Consider the following 17,101-nt stretch of genomic DNA (forward strand, 5'->3'; position numbering starts at 1 on the left):
CACCGGGCAACAGCAACGTCGCCAGCGCCACGCCCGACACGATGTCGTGGGATTCCCGCTCGCGGCGAGTGGTGATGATCTATTTGCCGCTGGCCTGCTTCATCGTGATCCTGCTGTTCCCGTTCTACTGGATGGCGATCACCTCGTTCAAACCGAACGCGGAGCTGTTGAACTACAAAGAGCACAATCCGTTCTGGATCACCTCGCCGACGCTCGCGCATATCAAGCACCTCCTGTTCGAGACCTCCTACCCGCACTGGCTGATGACGACCATGCTGGTCGCGACCGGGGCGACGTTCCTCTCGCTGCTCGCCTCGACGCTCGCGGCCTACGCGATCGAGCGGCTGCGCTTCCGCGGCAGCCCCTATGTCGGCCTCGGCATCTACCTCGCCTATCTGGTGCCGCCCTCGATCCTATTCATTCCGCTCGCGACCGTAATCGTGCAGTTCGGCCTGTTCGACTCACCGCTGGCGCTGATCCTGGTCTATCCGACCTTCCTGGTGCCGTTCTGCACCTGGCTCCTGATCGGCTATTTCAAGTCGATCCCCTACGAGCTCGAGGAATGTGCGCTGGTCGACGGCGCGACGCGGCTGCAGATCCTGTGGCGGATCACGCTGCCGCTGGCGGTGCCCGGCCTGATCTCGGCCGGCATCTTCTCCTTCACGCTGTCATGGAACGAATTCATCTACGCGCTCGCCTTCATCCAGAGCGGCGCCAACAAAACGGTGCCGGTCGCGATCCTGACCGAGCTCGTCACCGGCGACGTCTACCAATGGGGCGCGCTGATGGCCGGCTCGCTGCTCGGCTCGCTGCCGGTGGCGCTGTTTTACTCGCTGTTCGTGGATTACTACGTGTCGTCGCTGACGGGCGCGGTGAAGGAGTAGCGGGTGCGCACACGCTCCACTGTCGTCCCGGCGAAGGCCGGGACGACGCTGAATGTTGGTTGCGAATCGTACAATAGGTGGCGCGCAAACGCGGTTGCCCTCGTCATCCCACGCTGGTTTTCGCCCGCTCGGTGATCAACACCTCGAAACCTTCAAACCTGGGATGACCGAGATAGAGGCTGCCGCCGGTTTCGTTGCCCGCACGGGAATGAGCGCGGCGGAACGCTTCCGACTTGGTCCAGGCCTCGAATGCGGCCTTGTCGGCCCACACCGTGTGCGTGGCGTAGAGCGTGTGGTCCTCGGCTTCGGGCCCCTTCACCAGGTGAAACTCGATGAAACCCGGCGTGTCGCCGAGATAGGATTCCCGGGTGTTCCAGACGGTCTCGAACGCCTGCTCCGAGCCGTTCTTCACCTGAAACCTGTTCATTGCGATGAACATGCAAGCATTCTCCTGTATGCAGCGGATACCTTCGTATCCTGTCAGCTGAGCTCCTTGATAGCACGATCTGTCGCGACGCAGTATTCGGGAGGCGCTGATATCGAAGCGAGAGGCAGCGGCGTACTGGATGCCTCGCTCGCAACGCGCGTCAGCTCACTCCTTCTTCGTCCGGTAATCCCCGAACGTGGTATCGCGCTGGTCGAGCTGGGCCTTCACGCTGGCGCCGTCGCGGCGAAAACCCGCCATGTAAGCTTTGCTCGCCTCCGTCGTGAAGGCCAGCGCCTGGATCTCGGTGCCGGCGCGGATTGCGGCGCGGGCGCCCATGATTTCCATCGCGCGGTGGACGCTGCGCTTGTTGAGCTGCTGCAACTCGATCGGCACTTTCGCGGCACGCTCGGCGAAGTCGAGCGTCTTCATCTCAAGCTCGGCCAGCGGGAACGAGCGCGTCGCATAACCCCATTCGGCGGCTTCACGGCCGGACATCGCATCGCCGGTCAGCATCAATTCCATGGCGCGGCGCATGCCGACCAGCCAGGGGTGATACTGCATGTCGGGCGGGCTCATCAGCCGCACCGGCGGATAGCCGATCTGGGCATCGTCAGCGACATAGACGACATCGCAGGCGGTGGCCAGCTCGGTGCCGCCGGCGAGGCAATAGCCGTGCACCTGCGCGATCACGGGCTTTGCCAGATCCCAGATCGAGAACCAGCCTTCGACAACATGGCGCGACCATTGGCCGGGACCTGACGCGGAATGATAGGGTTGATCGACGCTATTGTCGGCGGAGAGATCATAGCCGGCCGAAAAGTACGGCCCGGCGCCACGCACGATCGAAATCGATATCTCCGGATCGCGGTCGACCTGCTCCAGCACCTCGAAGATCTCTCCGCGCAGGCGATTGTTCAGGGCATTGCGCTTCTCCGGCCGGTTCAGCGTGATGCGCCGGACACGCGGACGTGGATCGTCGAGGATGATGTGCTGGTAGCTCATGGATCCTCCCGATCTCCGGACCGTTGCACGGCCTCTGGGACAGTCATGCCCGAGATCGCGGTGGATTCCAATATATTGACCGCTTTGGTCTCCTCTCCGGCATTCGCATTGCTCGCTGATTTGCGGTGGTCGCACCTCGTGGACAACCGAAGGTCCCTGGGCTCGCGCTGCCAAGCCAACAAATCAAAGGAGTCTGAGATGAATCTTCCTGTCGCTTCCCGCCGGCAAGCCCTCGCCGGAGCCGTGGCCGTTGCCGCAGCATCGGCGCTGACTGCCGAAAAATCAGCATATGCTGCCTCAGCTGTAGGCGGTATCAACGCAATCCCGCCGCTCGCGGCGCATTGGAGTGAACTGGATCTCGCTGAAATCCTGTCGCGACCCGCGGCCTATATGTCGGTCAGCCAAAACAAGTCGCTCTACGATCCTGGTGGCGTCCAGTCCGCAGAACGGCATCGCGAACGCGGCAGCCTCCCGGCCACGATCAAGGTCGTCAACGCGGCACGCAAGGCGTCGAACTTCAAATCCTTCAACTGGATTGGATACGAAGTCTTTCGCGAGAACTACCCGCAGTCCGACTTCGACCGGGTGCAATATGCAAGCTGGACCAAGGGCCTGAACTTCACGCCCGAGATGAAGAGGGTGGACAACGAGCTCGTCGGTGAACTGCGTGCGCTAGTTCATCCTGGCGACAATGAATTCAACGAACTCGCACTGCAGACGGCTTTCGCCGGCACCCAGTTGCCACTCGAACTGGGACGCAAGCGAATTCAGACGATCGTGCTCACCGGCATTCACCTCGACTGGTGCATCGAGGGCAATACGCGCGCGGCGCGTGACGCCGGTTATCTTCCGATCGTGATCGGCGACGCCTGCGCCTGCCAGAAGCCCGAACAGGAAGCTGCCGCAATGGAGCGCATTAGCAACTTCTTCGCGCCGGTTATTTCGGCAGACCGATTTGTGGAACTGGTTTCGAAACGGGCCTAGAATGAAACGAGAGCTTCGTCGCCGGTCGAAGCTCTCGGACATTCGAGAGCCGTCGATGCAAGCAAACCTGGACCAGGCGATCGGATCGCGCCTGAAGGAACTGCGAATGAAATCCGGGCTCAGCCTCAATGAGCTCGCGAACCGCTCCGGCGTCAGCCGCGGCATGATCGGGCGCATCGAGCGGGCCGAAAGCAGCGCAACCGCGATGCTGCTCGGCAAACTCTGCTCGGCGCTCGACACCACCCTGAGCGCTGTCGTTGGTCTTTCGGATCGACCGCCGGAACGGCTGACGAGAAAGTCGGAACAGCCGGTGTGGCGCGACCCGGAGACCGGATACACGCGCCGGCATGCTTCCGCCCGCAGCGCTGCGAGCGGTATCGAGGTCATCGTTGTCGAACTTCAGCCGGAGACGCGCGTCTCCTACAGTCCGTGGGGTCGAAGAGCCTATACCCAGCAGCTATTGTTGCAGCAGGGGCAACTGAACGTCTTCGTCGGAGACAAGTGTTTCGCGCTGTCCGAGGGCGACTGTCTGGATTTCGACGTGATGCGACCTGTCTCCTTTGAGAACGCAGGTCGCACCACAGCGCATTATATCGTCATCGTACGCAACTCGTGACGGATGACCGGCACCTAGCCCGCCGGCACCATCACCACGCCCTTGTCCTTCGGCCAGCGCAGCCGCCAGGCGAAGTTGATATCCTTGACATCGCCCGGTTTGGCCTCGAACGCCCATTCCAGCACGCCGCGCTTGTCGCGAAGGTTGGTGGTGGTTGCAGGCGTTGACTGTGGCAGCATCTCGACCACGATGTCCTGGTTCTCGCTAACCGGCAATTGATCCTGGATCGCGACCTTGATCGGGAAGTCGTGACCATTGCGCACAATGGTCTTGAACGCGCGCTCGTCGGTCTTCGACGTCGTCACGATCAGTCCCGCAGAGCCCTCGTTGCGTTTCACCACCGTGCGTTCGATCTTGACCTTGTCGTCGGCGCCGAAGCCAAGCCGCACGGTCTCGTCCTTTGCCGCAGCAGTCATCCTGCCTTGGCCGACGAAGATACCGTCACGATAGATCGCAACCCGCCCCGGCAACAGCGGTGCGTCCTCGCCCTGCACGAAGCTTGCCTCGAGGAACGCCGTCGGATCGATCACCGGAACCGCACGGACCACGAGATCGGGCGCAATCGTCGCAGTCGAAATCCGCAGGCTCTTGGCTCCCTCATTGGCGGCGACGCTGACGCGCCCGGGAATTTTGAAGGTTGCCTGGAAGGCGCCGACCTCGGCTGTCGCCTCACGTTCCTGGGCAGGCATGCCGCCAAAGGCGATGTCCGCCTCGGCGGGCTCCGGGGCCGGTGCTGCCGGCGCAAGTGCGGAACGCAGCCGCATGCTGTCAGACACCTTGGCTGCCTGCGCCAGCGGCCGCGGCGGTTGCGGATATTGCACAATCAGCGAATTGAGATCGGGCGCGTTGCCGCCGCGCGCAACGCGCACGGTGGAGACGCCGAGCGTAACGTTCGACCAATCCTCGCCGGTGGACTGTGCGATCTCGGCGCGCCGCACCAGTTCGATCGCAGGCTTGCGGTCCTTCGCGCCGCTATCGAGGCGGGCGTCATAGAGCGGCGTCCAGCGCGCGCCTGATACCGAATAGGTCACCCGCAGCGTCGCTTTGGTCGCAACCGTGGAAGCGACGTCGATCCGCACCTCGACCTTGCTTGGCGGCTTGGCGTCGCGATCGGCTTCGAGCTGCGCGATCTCGCGGTCGATCTCGCGTTGCTTGCGCATGGCGTCACGGATCGCGCTGTCAGCGGTCGCGACCTCGTCCGAGACGGCGGAGAACGCGGCACGCCATTCGCTCAGCGGCCGTGCCTCGCCTTTCTCACCCAGGCCGGCCGGCGAGGCCTCGGCAAAGCGCTCGGCGAATTTGCGCCGCGCCTCGGCCGACGCGATGATGCCCTGCAGATCGTCGCGCGAATCCTTCAGCGCCTCGATCCGCTTGTCGATCTCGGGCAGATTCACCGGCGCTGTCCGTGGCTCCCGCGCATCGATCGCGCCGATCGTCAGCTTCGCCCCGGACTCGCCTTCCACCCGCAAAGAGGACGGATCGAGCGACGCCGGGAAATCCTTCGCCACCAGCGTATTCTCACCGACGGGCAAGTTGATCGTGACGACGCGAGTAACGCTCGCGCCATCGGGATAGACGGTGACGGCGTCGACATTGGACGCCGCGTCGAGATCGGCCGCGTGCAACGGCCCGGCGGCCAACGCAGTCACCAGCACCAGGCTGGTCGTAACGAGACAATTGGAAATCAATCGCATTGACATCCCTCCGAAAAGCGCCGCATCGCGCGAGACATTTGGGGCGCGCCCGGTTCGTCGGTGCACCACTGCTCGTGGTGAGACGCGGCGAGGAAAGAGCCGGTTCAATTGAGGTTTCCGCGCGGCACGACAATGGCGCGGTTACGTCCGCCGCGTGGCGCGGCGATGTCGGAGGACGTTCGCTAGTCCTCTCCGTCATTGCGAGCCACCGGGTCGCGCAAATGCGCGCCCGATGACAAGCTCCGCGAAGCAATCCATCGTTCCACACGCGCGGAAGCATGGATTGCTTCGTCGCTCCGCTCCTCGCAATGACGGCGGAGAGTACGTCATAAACAAAGCAGCACGGCGATCAACGCCGTGCTGCCAATTTTCCTAACGATCAGCCGAGCCGAAACCTCAGCTATAGATCTCGAACAGACCCGCGCCACCCTGGCCGCCGCCGATGCACATGGTCACGACGCCCCACTTGGCCTTGCGGCGACGGCCTTCCTGCAGCAGATGGCCGGTGAGCCGGGCGCCGGTCATGCCGAAGGGATGGCCGATCGCGATCGAGCCGCCGTTGACGTTGTACTTCTCGGGATCGATGCCGAGCTGGTCACGCGAATAGAGGCACTGGCTGGCGAAGGCCTCGTTGAGCTCCCAGAGATCGATGTCCTCGATCTTCAGGCCGTGACGCTTCAGGAGCTTCGGCACGGCGAACACCGGGCCGATGCCCATCTCGTCGGGCTCGCAGCCGGCCGAGGCCCAGGCGACGAAGCGGCCAAGCGGGTTGAGGCCGCGCTTCTCGGCATCCTTGGCTTCCATCAGCACCACTGCAGCAGCACCATCGGAAAGCTGGCTGGCATTGCCAGCGGTGACGTACTTGCCCGGACCTTTGACCGGCTCGAGCTTGGCGAGCCCCTCAAGCGTGGTCTCGGGACGGTTGCACTCATCCTTGTCGACAACATAATCGACGATCGACTCGGCCTTGGTCACCTTGTCGACCACCTTCATCCTGGTCTTCATCGGGACGATTTCGTCCTTGAACTTGTTGGCCTGCTGGGCGGCCGCCATCCGACGCTGCGACTCCAGCGAGAACTCATCCTGGTATTCGCGGCTGACCTTGTAGCGCTCGGCCACGATGTCGGCGGTGTCGATCATCGCCATGAAGATGTCGGGCGCGGTCTTCAGCAGGTCCGGATCGATCGATTCCTTCGGCGAGCCGCCGCCGGGAATCGAGATGCTCTCGACACCACCGGCGACGATGCAATCCGAGCCGTCGGAGCGGATCGAGTTGGCGGCCATCGCGATGGTCTGCAGGCCCGACGAGCAGAAGCGATTCACCGAGACGCCGGCGGTGGTTTTCGGCAGGCCGGCGAGCAGCGCCGCCTGGCGGCCGATGTTCGGCGCGCCATGCGCGCAATTGCCGAGATAGCTATCTTCGACATAGTCCTTGTCGACGCCGGAACGCTCGACCGCGTGCTTGATGGCGTGCGCGGCCAGCGACATCGGCGCGGTGATGTTGAATCCGCCACGGCCGGACTTCGCCAGGCCGGTGCGCGCATAGGAAACGATTACGGCTTCACGCATTGTTTTCTCCCTTTGAGATGGCCGCCATTGTGGCCCGTCCTAACCCGTTCGTACACATATTTTGGCTTCCGCAACAGGAATACCGGAGCCCGCGCAAACACAAACGCCGCCTCCGGGATCGGAGACGGCGCCATGTTCCGCAGATCGGAATATCGGTGATTTAGAACGTCAGCGCCTTCGCCTGCTTGACCTGCGGCAGCGCCTGAACCTTGGCGAGTAATTCGGCCGGTACCGCGCCGTCGACCTCGACCAGCGCGATGGCGTCGCCGCCCTGCTTGACGCGACCGAGATGGAAGGTCGCGATGTTGAGCTTGGCGTCGCCCAACAGGCTTGCGAAGGCGCCGATGAAGCCCGGCTTGTCCTCGTTGGTCACATAAATCATCGACTTGCCGAACTCGGCGTCGACGCGGATGCCCTTGATGTCGACCAGGCGCGGCTTGCCGTCTGCATAGACGGTGCCGGACACCGAGCGCTCCTGCCGTTCGGTGGTGACCGTCACCGTGATCAGGCTTTCATAGTCGCTCTGCGCGGCGCGGACGATCTCGTCCACCACCATGCCGCGCTCTTTTGCCACCACCGGCGCCGAGACCACGTTGACCTCGCCGAGCATCGGGCGCAGCAGGCCCGACAACACGGCCGACGTGATCGCCTTGATCTTCATCTCGGCGACGTGGCCTTCATAGGTGATCTCTATCTTGACGATCCCGCTCTCGGTGAGCTGGCCGGCGAACGAGCCGAGCTTCTCGGCGAGCTCGATAAATGGCTTCAGTTTCGGCGCTTCTTCGGCCGTGATCGAGGGGAAGTTCACCGCGTTCGAGATCGCGCCGGTCAGCAAATAGTCCGACATCTGCTCGGCAACCTGCAGCGCGACGTTCTCCTGCGCTTCCGTGGTGGAGGCGCCGAGATGCGGGGTGCAGATCACGTTGGGATGACCGAACAGCACGTTCGTGGTGGCCGGCTCCTCGACGAAAACGTCGAAGGCAGCGCCCGCAACGTGCTTGGAATTCAGCGCATCGACCAGCGCCTGCTCGTCGACCAGGCCGCCGCGCGCGCAATTGATGATGCGAACGCCCTTCTTCATCTTGGCGATCGCGGCCGCGTCGATCACGTTTCTGGTCTTGTCGGTCAGCGGCGTGTGCAGCGTGATGAAATCGGCGCGCTTAAGCAGGTCGTCGAGCTCGACCTTCTCGACGCCGATGTCCCTGGCGCGCTCCGGCGACAGGAACGGATCGAACGCGATCACCTTCATGCGCAGGCCGAGCGCGCGGTCGGCGACGATCGAGCCGATATTACCGCAGCCGATCACGCCCAGCGTCTTGGCGGTGATCTCGACGCCCATGAAGCGGTTCTTCTCCCACTTGCCGGCCTGGGTCGAGGCGTCGGCCTGCGGAATCTCGCGCGCCAGCGCCAGCATCAGCGTGATGGCATGCTCGGCGGTCGTAATCGAATTGCCGAACGGCGTGTTCATCACGATGATGCCCTTGGCGGTTGCCGCCGGAATCTCGACATTGTCGACGCCGATGCCGGCGCGGCCGATCACCTTCAGCCTGGTCGCCTTCTCGAGGATTTTTGCGGTCGCCTTGGTGGCCGAGCGGATCGCGAGACCATCGTAATTGCCGATGATCTCGGCGAGCTTTTCCTTGTCCTTGCCGAGGTTCGGCTGGAAGTCGACCTCGATGCCGCGATCCTTGAATATCTGCACGGCCGCGGGAGACAGCGCGTCGGAAATGAGAACTTTGGGCTTTGTCATCGGGATGATCCGTTGCTGGAACGATGCGTGAATGAACGACACCCGCAGGCGTAAAGCCCGCGCGGCCATCTTGTGCGATGGATGGCCGGGTCAAGCCCGGCCATGACGGCAATGACGTGAACTTACGCGGCCTTGGCCAACGCGCCCTTGGTTTCGGCAAAGGCCCAGTCGATCCACTGCGTCAGCAGCTCGACGTCCTTTGCTTCAACCGTGGCGCCGCACCAGATCCGCAGGCCCGCCGGCGCATCGCGGTAATACGCGAAGTCGAAACCGGCATTCTCCTTCTCGACCAGCGCGACCAGCTTCTTGCAGAAGTCGGCCTGCGCGTCCGATGAGAGCGAGGTGATCGCAGGATCGGTGAACTTCAGGCACACCGAGGTGTTGGAGCGGATCGCTGTGTCCTTAGCCAGGAAGTCGATCCACGGCGTCTTCGCCTTCCAATCGGCGATTGCCTTGGTGTTGGCATCGGCACGCGCGGTCAGCGCCTTCAGGCCACCGATCGACTTCGCCCAGTTCAGCGCGTCGAGATAGTCCTCCACGCACAGCATCGACGGCGTGTTGATGGTCTCGCCTTCGAAGATGCCCTGGTTGAGCTTGCCGCCCTTGGTCAGGCGGAAGATCTTCGGCAGCGGCCAGGCCGGCTTGTAGCTCTCGAGCCGTTCGACTGCGCGCGGCGAGAGGATCAGCATGCCGTGCGCCGCCTCGCCGCCGAGCGCCTTCTGCCAGGAGAAGGTGACGACGTCGAGCTTTGCAAAATCCAGCGGCTGCGCGAAAGCGGCGGAGGTCGCGTCGCAGATCGTCAGGCCTTCGCGGGTCGCGCTGATCCAGTCGGCGTTCGGAACGCGCACGCCTGACGTGGTGCCGTTCCAGGTGAAGACGACGTCGGATTTCTGATCGACCTTGGAAAGATCGGGGATTTCACCATAGGCCGCGTTGAGCTTGGTGACGTCCTTGAGCTTCAATTCCTTGACGATGTCGCTGACCCAGCCTTCGCCGAAGGATTCCCAGGCGATCGTGGTGACGGGCCGCGCACCGAGCAGCGACCACAGCGCCATCTCGACCGCGCCGGTATCCGACGCCGGCACGATGCCGATCTTGTAGTCGGCAGGCACTTCAAGCACTTCACGCGTCAGTTCGATCGCGAGCTTGAGCTTGGCCTTACCGACCTTCGCACGATGCGAACGGCCGAGCGCTGCGTCCTTGAGATTTTCGGGGTTCCAGCCGGGGCGCTTGGCACAGGGGCCGGAGGAGAAATGCGGCACATGAGGCCGCAAAGCGGGCTTTGCTGCAGTCATAATCTATCCTTCCAGATAGCTGCCTCTCGGTGGGGAGAGGTATCCCGCCGCCGGAAATAGGGGAAAGGCCCCCAAACGTCAAGGAAGTTCGGACGTATCGGGCAAGATATCGGAATCACAGCTGATTGATGGAGCGTCCTCGAGCCGCATTGCGGTCTCCTGATCCAACAGCTCCGCCGCCTCGGTCACGAGCTTTGCGGCCCGGCGCCGACTCGATATTTTCAAAATGCTCTTTTCGCCGGCCTGCACGATGTACTCGTTGCCGACCCGCACGATCGAATAATCTGGCATTGGAAATCCCCAAGCTGCCGCCGCGCCCCATGGGAGACGTCGACATAGCGCAGTCGTTCCTCCCCGTAAAATCACGGAGGCCGGCTTAGTTTATTGCTCGTTAACTGAATAGGAGAGCGAGAACCACCGCAGGCATGAGTGCGCGGCGCATACAACTCGCGCGTATCTCAGAATCGTATCGTCATGCCGACATGGCTGCGTGCGAATCTGAGCCGTTCATAAAAGCGCTGCGCATCGACGCGCGTGTGATGCGTCAGCAACTCGACCAGCACGCAGCCTTTCGCGCGCGCCTCCGCCACCGCCCACTGCACCAATTTTTCGCCGATGCCGCGGCTGCGGCAATGGCTTGCGACGCGAACATCCTCGAGCAATCCGCGCGAAGCGCCCTGCGAGCTCAGGCCCGGCAGGATGGCAAGCTGCAGGCAGCCGACGACGGCCCCCTCGCCGTCAACGGCGACGACCAGCTGCAAATTGGGATCGCGCTCGACCCGCTCGAAGGCCTGGTAGTAAGGCTGCGGCAGCGGATGCTCGATCCGCTCACGGGCGCTGCCAAGCGGATCGTCCGCCAGCATGCCGACGATGGCGGCGACGTCGTCGCGGCGCGCGCGGCGAATGACGATGGATGAAGCTGCGGTCATGTCGGTCTCAACAAAATTCAGCGGGCCGGCGGCAATCCGAGTGCGTGTTCGGCGTCGCCGATCCAGCGGCGCACCAGGGGATAGCGCTCGAGGTCGAAGCCGCCCTCATGCGCGACGCGGGTATAGGCGAGCAGCGACACGTCGGCGAGCGAGACCGCCTCGCCGACCAGGAAGCGCGCACCACCGAGTTGCCGCTCCAGATGATCGAGCGCCGCATAGCCGCGCTTCACCAGGTTCGGATCGAGCTCGGCCGTGGTCTTGCCGAGATAGACAATGTGGAAGCGGCAGACCGCCACATAGGGCTCGTGAGTGTTCTGTTCCCAGAACATCCACGCGTTCATTTGCGCTTCACGATACGCATCGCCCGGGATCAGGTCGCTGCCGCGCGCGAGATAGCGAATGATGGCGTTGGACTGGGCGAGCGTGCGGCCGTCGTCCAGCTCCACCGTGGGCACCTGCCCCCAGCCGTTGAGCTTGAGGAATTCAGGCGTCCGGCTGCCGCCGTTCATGGTGTCGATCTCGACCCAATGGTAAGGCAGCGCCAGCTTGTCGCACACCCACTTCACCTTCAGGCAGTTGCCCGAATTGGTATCGCCGTAGATCTTCATTGATTGCGCTCCCGACCCTGGAGCGGCAGAGGACCAGCGCTGCTATTGGCTGTCAAGCCGATGCGGCATCGCGGATCAGAACTTGTAGCCGATGCCGGCGCGCACGCTGTTCAGCGTCACATTGGTGTTTTCGACCGACATGAACTTGACGTATTCCCATTCGCCGCGCAGGAAAATGTTGTTCCACAGCATGTATTCCATTCCAAGACCGGCGGTCCAGCCGACCACGAAATTGTTGGTTCTTTCCTGGGATTGATTCTGCGAGACCGATGGAACGGGGCCGGACGATACAAGTGTAGTGACCGTGTTGCCAAGTGCGTTCGTTGTCGTCGCATATACGTTTTCGCTAACATTACTGCTCACGCTGCGCGAGATATCCATGCGGCCGACCGCAACGCCGCCGAAGATATAGGGCAGGAAATTGCCGGATGCCCAACCCGCGCGTCCCCTGAACGTGATCATGTCCTTGATTTGCGCCGCTGCAGCGCCAGTCAGTTGAACGCTGTAGACGTCAGTGAAGCCTGGGGGCGGATTTTCACCGGGCGGATTGGAAATTGCGAGCGGCCCGATTGAATTGGAAGACGAAGCCGAGAGATGATTGAGGTAATTATAGTTGGCTTCGACACCCAGAACGACATCGTCCCACTGCCAGTTGCGACCGACGAAAGCCCCGAAACCCGTGCCTTGCGTGTTGGCCTTGTTCAACGCGGACAATTCCGACGTGGGCTGCTGAAGCGTGCTGTTGCGGAAGATGGAATTGGTCAGACCGACGAGGCTTTGGCTGAAATCTACCGAGGCCGAAGAGTAGCTGACGTCACCGCCGGCGTACCAGCCGTCCCAGTTTCTGGTTGGTGTGCTGGAAGCCGGGAGACTGCCGCGAAGAAAATCAGGCATGTCGGCCGCGTGCGCGCCGGTCACCGCCCCGAACATCATCGCCGCCAGCAAGAACCTACGCATCGCAACGCTCCATCGACCACACCGATTGCGCGATGATCATCGCCCGTTAACCTTAACCAATCGTTGTCGCGCGCCACTTTCGATATGCTCACGTTGCAGATCGCGCACGCCGCAAAAGCAAAACGGCGCGGGATGATCCCGCGCCGCTTTCGATCGTTAACCTTTGAAGGCCGGATATTAACCCTTGCGGATCAGCAAAGGCGGCGGCGGCGGCGGCACGTCGCAGCAGGGGAGAGCAAAGCGGACGCCAAGCCGCACGTCCTGCGAGATCAGATCGCGGTACTGGAAGGACGACGGGCCGGCATTCGAACCATCGAAGGACTGGCCGTTGCCGTGAACGGCGGTTCCCATATCGAGATAGCGGTACGCCAGTTCGACGGTGAAGTTCTGGTTCACCTTGTAGGCGACACCGGCATGCACGGCCCAGGCAAAGTTGGTCGTCGAAGCACCGTTGGCGAAATATGAAGAGCTGCCGAAGCTACCCACGCCGGGAGCAAACGCGACACCGGAGTCTTGCAGACCGGTGGTCTGAATATGCGCGGCGCCGACGCCGACACCGACGAAGGGCGTCAGGCACCACCAGGTGCCGAGATCGGCATAGACGTTGGCCAGTCCGACCCAGCTCGTATAGCCACCCTGATAGACGTCCGAGAGACTGCTGCCACCGGGGAACGTAGAGACATCGGTGCCGCTGAAGCTGACACGCGAGCGATACTCACCCGTGATGTCAGCACGGAACCAGCTGTTGAACTGATAACCGACGCCGAGACCGTAGGACTGGCCGCCAGTGAAACCGTGACCGTCATGCGTCAGCGTCGAGCCGGCCGGCAAGGTGTCGAAAAGATTATCGTGCAGCTTGGCGCTCGAATTGGTCATGCCGATGTCGCCGCGAAGATACCAACCGCCGAAGTCCTGGACCGGCGGGGGTGCATACGCCATCTGGGGCGGCGGCATGATGGGCATGTCGGCAGCGAACGCCGCCGAGGACAGCAGGGATGCCGCGCCTGCGGCAATCAGAGACTTAACGCTACGCATTGGCTTCGTCCTTTTGGGCCAAGTGAGGCGATACGAAAAGCCTCACGTCTGAAACTCACAGCCGGACGATCTCAGAAAATGTTTAAGCGGCACTTAACCCTAATTTTTAAGGTTGATTTTCTCTCACTCTTTTTTGCGGGTGCGGCTTATGGGTCCATCAATATGCGGAAAGCGGCGGCGCGAAAAATGGCGAAACTGCCACAAGTGCTAACGATGCGTTGAGGAACACGCGCTGTTGCGGCGCACAGAGCCGCGTCTGTTAGCGAATGCTTAGCGCGCAGGCGGTTGTGCGCTTCCGCAGAGAAGAACCGTTCAGCGCATCGCTTTCGGCATCTTCGGCAGGAACACCGCGAGCAGGCCGATCGCCGGCAGGAACGCGCAGAGATCATAGACGAAGGCGATCGAGGTGTGGTCGGCGAGCTTGCCGAGCACGGCTGCGCCGAGACCGCCGATGCCGAAGGCCACGCCGAAGAACACGCCGGAGATCATGCCGAAGCGATGCGGCATCAATTCTTGTGCGAACACGATGATCGCCGATGTCGCCGACGAGATGATCAGGCCGATCACCACCGACAGCACGGCGCTTCCGAACAGGCCGGCATAGGGCAGCGCGAGCGTGAACGGCAGCGCGCCGAGGATCGAGAACCAGATGACATATTTGCGGCCGAAGCGGTCGCCGAGCGGCCCGCCGAAGAAGGTGCCTACCGCGTTCGCGGCCAGGAAGATGAAGAGATAGAACTGCGCTCCTTGCGTCGAGACGCCGAACTTGTCGATCAGATAGAAGATGTAGTAGCTCGACAGGCTCGAGACGTAGAGCTGCTTGGAGAACAGCAGCGCGACCAGCACGCCGAGCGCGATCATCACGCGCCGCTGGTCCGGATGATCGGGATGCAGCTCGATCACCGCGGCCTTCTTGCCCGCGACCTGCGGCTTGTACCAGACGCCGATGCGCCACAGGATCACGATGGCGAGGAACGCGATCGAGGAGAACCAGGCGATCGAGGGCTGGCCGAACGGCACCACGATCAACGCCGCGAGCACCGGCCCCATCGAGGTGCCGAAGCTGCCGCCGAGCTGGAATACCGATTGCGCAAAGCCGTAGCGGCCGCCCGAGGCCAGCCGCGCGATCCGCGCCGACTCCGGATGGAACACGGCGGATCCGAGACCGACCAGCGCGGCGGCGATCAGGATGATCCCGTAAGCGTGCGCGACGCTGAGCAGCAGCAGGCCGAAGAAGGTGAAGCCCATGCCGATCGAAAGCGAGAACGGCTGCGCCTTCTTGTCGGTGAAGTGCCCGATCACCGGTTGCAGCAGTGACGCGGTGAACTGGAACGCCAGCGTGATCATGCCGATCTGCGCGAAGTCGAGCGCATAATTGTCCTTCAGGATCGGATAGATCGAAGCGATCAGCGACTGCATGGTGTCGTTGAGGAAATGCGAGAAGCTGATGCCGGCAAGCACGATATAGGCCGGCCCCACCGCTGCCGCCTTCGCGGCCAGCGCAGGCGTCAACTCGGGCACCAGCACCGGCTCGCCCAGTGCCTCTTCACTCACGACGGGTTTGTTCACTGCAGCATTCCGAAACGGATTCGCGAAAATACCTCCGTCTCGTACGACGCGGAGGCGGCTGCGACCAGTTGCAATAGCCGATAGCAGCGATGCGCTTGGTAGCCGGCCTCTTGGAATCGGCTCCATCCGTCCGTCATTGCGACGAGCGATAGCGACGAAGCAATCCATGCCTCCGCTTGTGGCGCGATGGATTGCTTCGCTAACGCTCGCAATGACGTGGATAAAGCGGTGTACTCAAGTCCACCACCGTCATTTCTGGCGAGAATATGAGGCCGTGGGCCTTAAGCCGCGGCCTGTCCGAGCGCGTGGACGATGGTGTCGACGACGTCCTCCACCAGGATGCGGTCGTCGCCCTCGCCCATCACGCGGATGACGGGTTCGGTGCCGGACGCGCGGATCAGCAAGCGGCCGTGGCCGTTGAGGCGCTTCTCGCCGTCGGTGATCGCGGATTTGACCTCGGCGTCGTCGAGCGGCTTGCCGCTGCGATAGCGGACGTTCTTCAGAATTTGCGGCAGCGGATCAAAACGGCGGCAGACTTCGGAGACCGGGCGTCGCAGCTTTTGCACCACGGCCAGCACCTGGAGCGCCGCAACGAAACCGTCGCCGGTGGTGGCATAGTCGGACAGGATAATGTGGCCCGACTGTTCACCGCCGAGATTGTAGCCGCCGCTCAGCATCTGCTCGAGCACGTAGCGGTCGCCGACCGGGGTGCGGATCAACTGCAGGCCATGGCCGTGCAGGAAGCGCTCCAGCCCGAGGTTGGACATCACGGTGGCGACGATGCCGGGCTTGGAGAGCCGGCCGTCTTCCTTCCAGCTCTGCGCGATCACCGCGAGCAACTGGTCGCCGTCGACGACGTGGCCGCGCTCGTCGACCAGGATGACACGGTCGGCGTCGCCATCGAGCGCAATGCCGATGTCGGCGCGCATCTCGCGCACCTTCCTGGACAGCGCCTCCGGCGAGGTCGAGCCGCATTCCTTGTTGATGTTGAAGCCGTCGGGCTCCACGCCGATCGGTATCACGTCGGCGCCGAGCTCCCACAGCGCTTCCGGAACCACCTTGTAGGCGGCGCCGTTGGCGCAATCGACGACCACGCGCAAGCCATCGAGTGAGAGGTCGCGCGGCAGCGTGCGTTTGGCGAATTCGATGTAACGGTCGTGGACGCCGTCGATGCGGCGGGCGCGGCCGAGGCTCGCGCTCTGCGCCAGCCGGCGGTCGAGCGATTCATCGAGCAGCAGCTCGATCTGCTTCTCGACGTCGTCGGAGAGCTTGAAGCCCTGCGGGCCGAACAGCTTGATGCCGTTGTCCTCGAACAGATTGTGCGACGCCGAAATCATGACGCCGAGATCGGCGCGCATCGACTTGGTCAACATCGCGACCGCCGGCGTCGGCATCGGGCCGAGCAGCAGCACGTCCATCCCGACCGAGGTGAAGCCCGCGACCATGGCGTATTCGATCATGTAGCCGGACAGCCGCGTGTCCTTGCCGATCACGACGCGATGACGATGGTCGCCGCGCTGAAACACCAGGCCTGCGGCCTGCCCCACCTTGAGCGCGAGCTCCGGCGTGATCAGCCCGTTGGCGCGGCCCCGAATCCCGTCGGTCCCGAAATATTTGCGGCTCATGGTACCCCCAGCACGGGCTTCCCGCCCCACCATGCGAGAAAGCCCCGAACGCCCACCAGTTTAGCGTGCATCGGCCTTATAGACCCTCAGGCGCTAAAATGACTTCAAAAAATATGATGAATCATTACCATCATCGAACCGCTGGGTTCGATGTTAA

Annotated in this window: 16 protein-coding genes; 3 read left to right on the forward strand and 13 right to left on the reverse strand. The window is 62.7% G+C overall.

Features of this window, described 5'->3' with window-relative positions:
* Positions 1-41 precede the first annotated feature (41 nt).
* Positions 42-884 carry a carbohydrate ABC transporter permease gene (locus UP09_RS16825; protein WP_502689058.1) on the forward strand — a complete coding sequence of 281 codons (843 nt, stop codon included), beginning with the start codon at positions 42-44 and terminating at the stop codon, positions 882-884.
* A 103-nt stretch (positions 885-987) separates the two neighbouring features.
* On the opposite strand, the gene hmuQ is transcribed toward UP09_RS16825, so the two are convergent.
* On the reverse strand, positions 988-1,323 hold the full coding sequence (gene hmuQ, locus UP09_RS16830) for a heme-degrading protein HmuQ (protein ID WP_044539366.1): 336 nt from the start codon (positions 1,321-1,323) through the stop codon (positions 988-990).
* A gap of 153 nt (positions 1,324-1,476) precedes the next feature.
* A complete protein-coding gene (locus UP09_RS16835) occupies positions 1,477-2,313 on the reverse strand; it encodes an enoyl-CoA hydratase-related protein (protein WP_044539367.1) in 837 nt (278 codons plus the stop codon).
* 198 nt (positions 2,314-2,511) lie between these two features.
* Here UP09_RS16835 and UP09_RS16840 point away from each other — a divergent pair, with 198 nt between their 5' ends.
* Complete coding sequence (locus UP09_RS16840; protein ID WP_082070165.1) at positions 2,512-3,297, forward strand: cysteine hydrolase family protein; 786 nt, start codon at positions 2,512-2,514, stop codon at positions 3,295-3,297.
* A gap of 55 nt (positions 3,298-3,352) precedes the next feature.
* Entirely contained in the window at positions 3,353-3,913 is a 561-nt protein-coding gene (locus UP09_RS16845) for a helix-turn-helix domain-containing protein (RefSeq protein ID WP_044539368.1), read from the forward strand.
* A 14-nt stretch (positions 3,914-3,927) separates the two neighbouring features.
* Here UP09_RS16845 and UP09_RS16850 read toward each other — a convergent pair whose 3' ends face one another.
* From UP09_RS16850 to glmM, 11 genes are all read right to left on the reverse strand, one after another.
* On the reverse strand, positions 3,928-5,607 hold the full coding sequence (locus UP09_RS16850) for a mucoidy inhibitor MuiA family protein (protein ID WP_044539369.1): 1,680 nt from the start codon (positions 5,605-5,607) through the stop codon (positions 3,928-3,930).
* A gap of 396 nt (positions 5,608-6,003) precedes the next feature.
* Positions 6,004-7,176, reverse strand: a complete 1,173-nt coding sequence (locus UP09_RS16855; protein WP_044539370.1) for a thiolase family protein — start codon at positions 7,174-7,176, stop codon at positions 6,004-6,006.
* Positions 7,177-7,336: 160 nt separating this feature from the next.
* A complete protein-coding gene (gene serA, locus UP09_RS16860) occupies positions 7,337-8,926 on the reverse strand; it encodes a phosphoglycerate dehydrogenase (protein ID WP_044539489.1) in 1,590 nt (529 codons plus the stop codon).
* 122 nt (positions 8,927-9,048) lie between these two features.
* A complete protein-coding gene (locus UP09_RS16865) occupies positions 9,049-10,221 on the reverse strand; it encodes a phosphoserine transaminase (RefSeq protein WP_044539371.1) in 1,173 nt (390 codons plus the stop codon).
* A gap of 78 nt (positions 10,222-10,299) precedes the next feature.
* A complete protein-coding gene (locus UP09_RS16870; protein ID WP_044539372.1) occupies positions 10,300-10,512 on the reverse strand; it encodes a hypothetical protein in 213 nt (70 codons plus the stop codon).
* Between the two features lie 167 nt (positions 10,513-10,679).
* Positions 10,680-11,150, reverse strand: coding sequence for a GNAT family N-acetyltransferase (locus tag UP09_RS16875; protein ID WP_044539373.1), 471 nt, complete (start codon positions 11,148-11,150; stop codon positions 10,680-10,682).
* 17 nt (positions 11,151-11,167) lie between these two features.
* Positions 11,168-11,758, reverse strand: coding sequence for a glutathione S-transferase family protein (locus tag UP09_RS16880; protein ID WP_044539374.1), 591 nt, complete (start codon positions 11,756-11,758; stop codon positions 11,168-11,170).
* A 75-nt stretch (positions 11,759-11,833) separates the two neighbouring features.
* Positions 11,834-12,715 (reverse strand): outer membrane protein, encoded by an 882-nt coding sequence (locus tag UP09_RS16885; RefSeq protein ID WP_044539375.1) that lies wholly within the window; start codon positions 12,713-12,715, stop codon positions 11,834-11,836.
* 177 nt (positions 12,716-12,892) lie between these two features.
* Positions 12,893-13,750, reverse strand: coding sequence for an outer membrane protein (locus UP09_RS16890; protein WP_044539376.1), 858 nt, complete (start codon positions 13,748-13,750; stop codon positions 12,893-12,895).
* 312 nt (positions 13,751-14,062) lie between these two features.
* Positions 14,063-15,319, reverse strand: coding sequence for an MFS transporter (locus UP09_RS16895; protein WP_044539377.1), 1,257 nt, complete (start codon positions 15,317-15,319; stop codon positions 14,063-14,065).
* A 281-nt stretch (positions 15,320-15,600) separates the two neighbouring features.
* Positions 15,601-16,944 carry a phosphoglucosamine mutase gene (gene glmM, locus UP09_RS16900; RefSeq protein WP_044539378.1) on the reverse strand — a complete coding sequence of 448 codons (1,344 nt, stop codon included), beginning with the start codon at positions 16,942-16,944 and terminating at the stop codon, positions 15,601-15,603.
* Positions 16,945-17,101 lie beyond the last annotated feature (157 nt).

The organism is Bradyrhizobium sp. LTSP885, assembly GCF_000938305.1.
Classification (GTDB): domain Bacteria; phylum Pseudomonadota; class Alphaproteobacteria; order Rhizobiales; family Xanthobacteraceae; genus Bradyrhizobium.

Excerpts from the sequence above, each read along its gene's own strand:
- UP09_RS16845 (WP_044539368.1), top strand. The coding sequence starts at position 3,353 with ATGCAAGCAAACCTGGACCAGGCGATCGGATCGCGCCTGAAGGAACTG.
- UP09_RS16875 (WP_044539373.1), bottom strand. The coding sequence starts at position 11,150 with ATGACCGCAGCTTCATCCATCGTCATTCGCCGCGCGCGCCGCGACGAC.
- UP09_RS16825 (WP_502689058.1), top strand. The coding sequence starts at position 42 with ATGTCGTGGGATTCCCGCTCGCGGCGAGTGGTGATGATCTATTTGCCG.
- UP09_RS16870 (WP_044539372.1), bottom strand. The coding sequence starts at position 10,512 with ATGCCAGATTATTCGATCGTGCGGGTCGGCAACGAGTACATCGTGCAG.
- UP09_RS16865 (WP_044539371.1), bottom strand. The coding sequence starts at position 10,221 with ATGACTGCAGCAAAGCCCGCTTTGCGGCCTCATGTGCCGCATTTCTCC.
- UP09_RS16850 (WP_044539369.1), bottom strand. The coding sequence starts at position 5,607 with ATGCGATTGATTTCCAATTGTCTCGTTACGACCAGCCTGGTGCTGGTG.
- UP09_RS16835 (WP_044539367.1), bottom strand. The coding sequence starts at position 2,313 with ATGAGCTACCAGCACATCATCCTCGACGATCCACGTCCGCGTGTCCGG.
- glmM (WP_044539378.1), bottom strand. The coding sequence starts at position 16,944 with ATGAGCCGCAAATATTTCGGGACCGACGGGATTCGGGGCCGCGCCAAC.
- UP09_RS16885 (WP_044539375.1), bottom strand. The coding sequence starts at position 12,715 with ATGCGTAGGTTCTTGCTGGCGGCGATGATGTTCGGGGCGGTGACCGGC.
- UP09_RS16840 (WP_082070165.1), top strand. The coding sequence starts at position 2,512 with ATGAATCTTCCTGTCGCTTCCCGCCGGCAAGCCCTCGCCGGAGCCGTG.
- UP09_RS16890 (WP_044539376.1), bottom strand. The coding sequence starts at position 13,750 with ATGCGTAGCGTTAAGTCTCTGATTGCCGCAGGCGCGGCATCCCTGCTG.
- serA (WP_044539489.1), bottom strand. The coding sequence starts at position 8,926 with ATGACAAAGCCCAAAGTTCTCATTTCCGACGCGCTGTCTCCCGCGGCC.
- UP09_RS16855 (WP_044539370.1), bottom strand. The coding sequence starts at position 7,176 with ATGCGTGAAGCCGTAATCGTTTCCTATGCGCGCACCGGCCTGGCGAAG.
- hmuQ (WP_044539366.1), bottom strand. The coding sequence starts at position 1,323 with ATGTTCATCGCAATGAACAGGTTTCAGGTGAAGAACGGCTCGGAGCAG.
- UP09_RS16880 (WP_044539374.1), bottom strand. The coding sequence starts at position 11,758 with ATGAAGATCTACGGCGATACCAATTCGGGCAACTGCCTGAAGGTGAAG.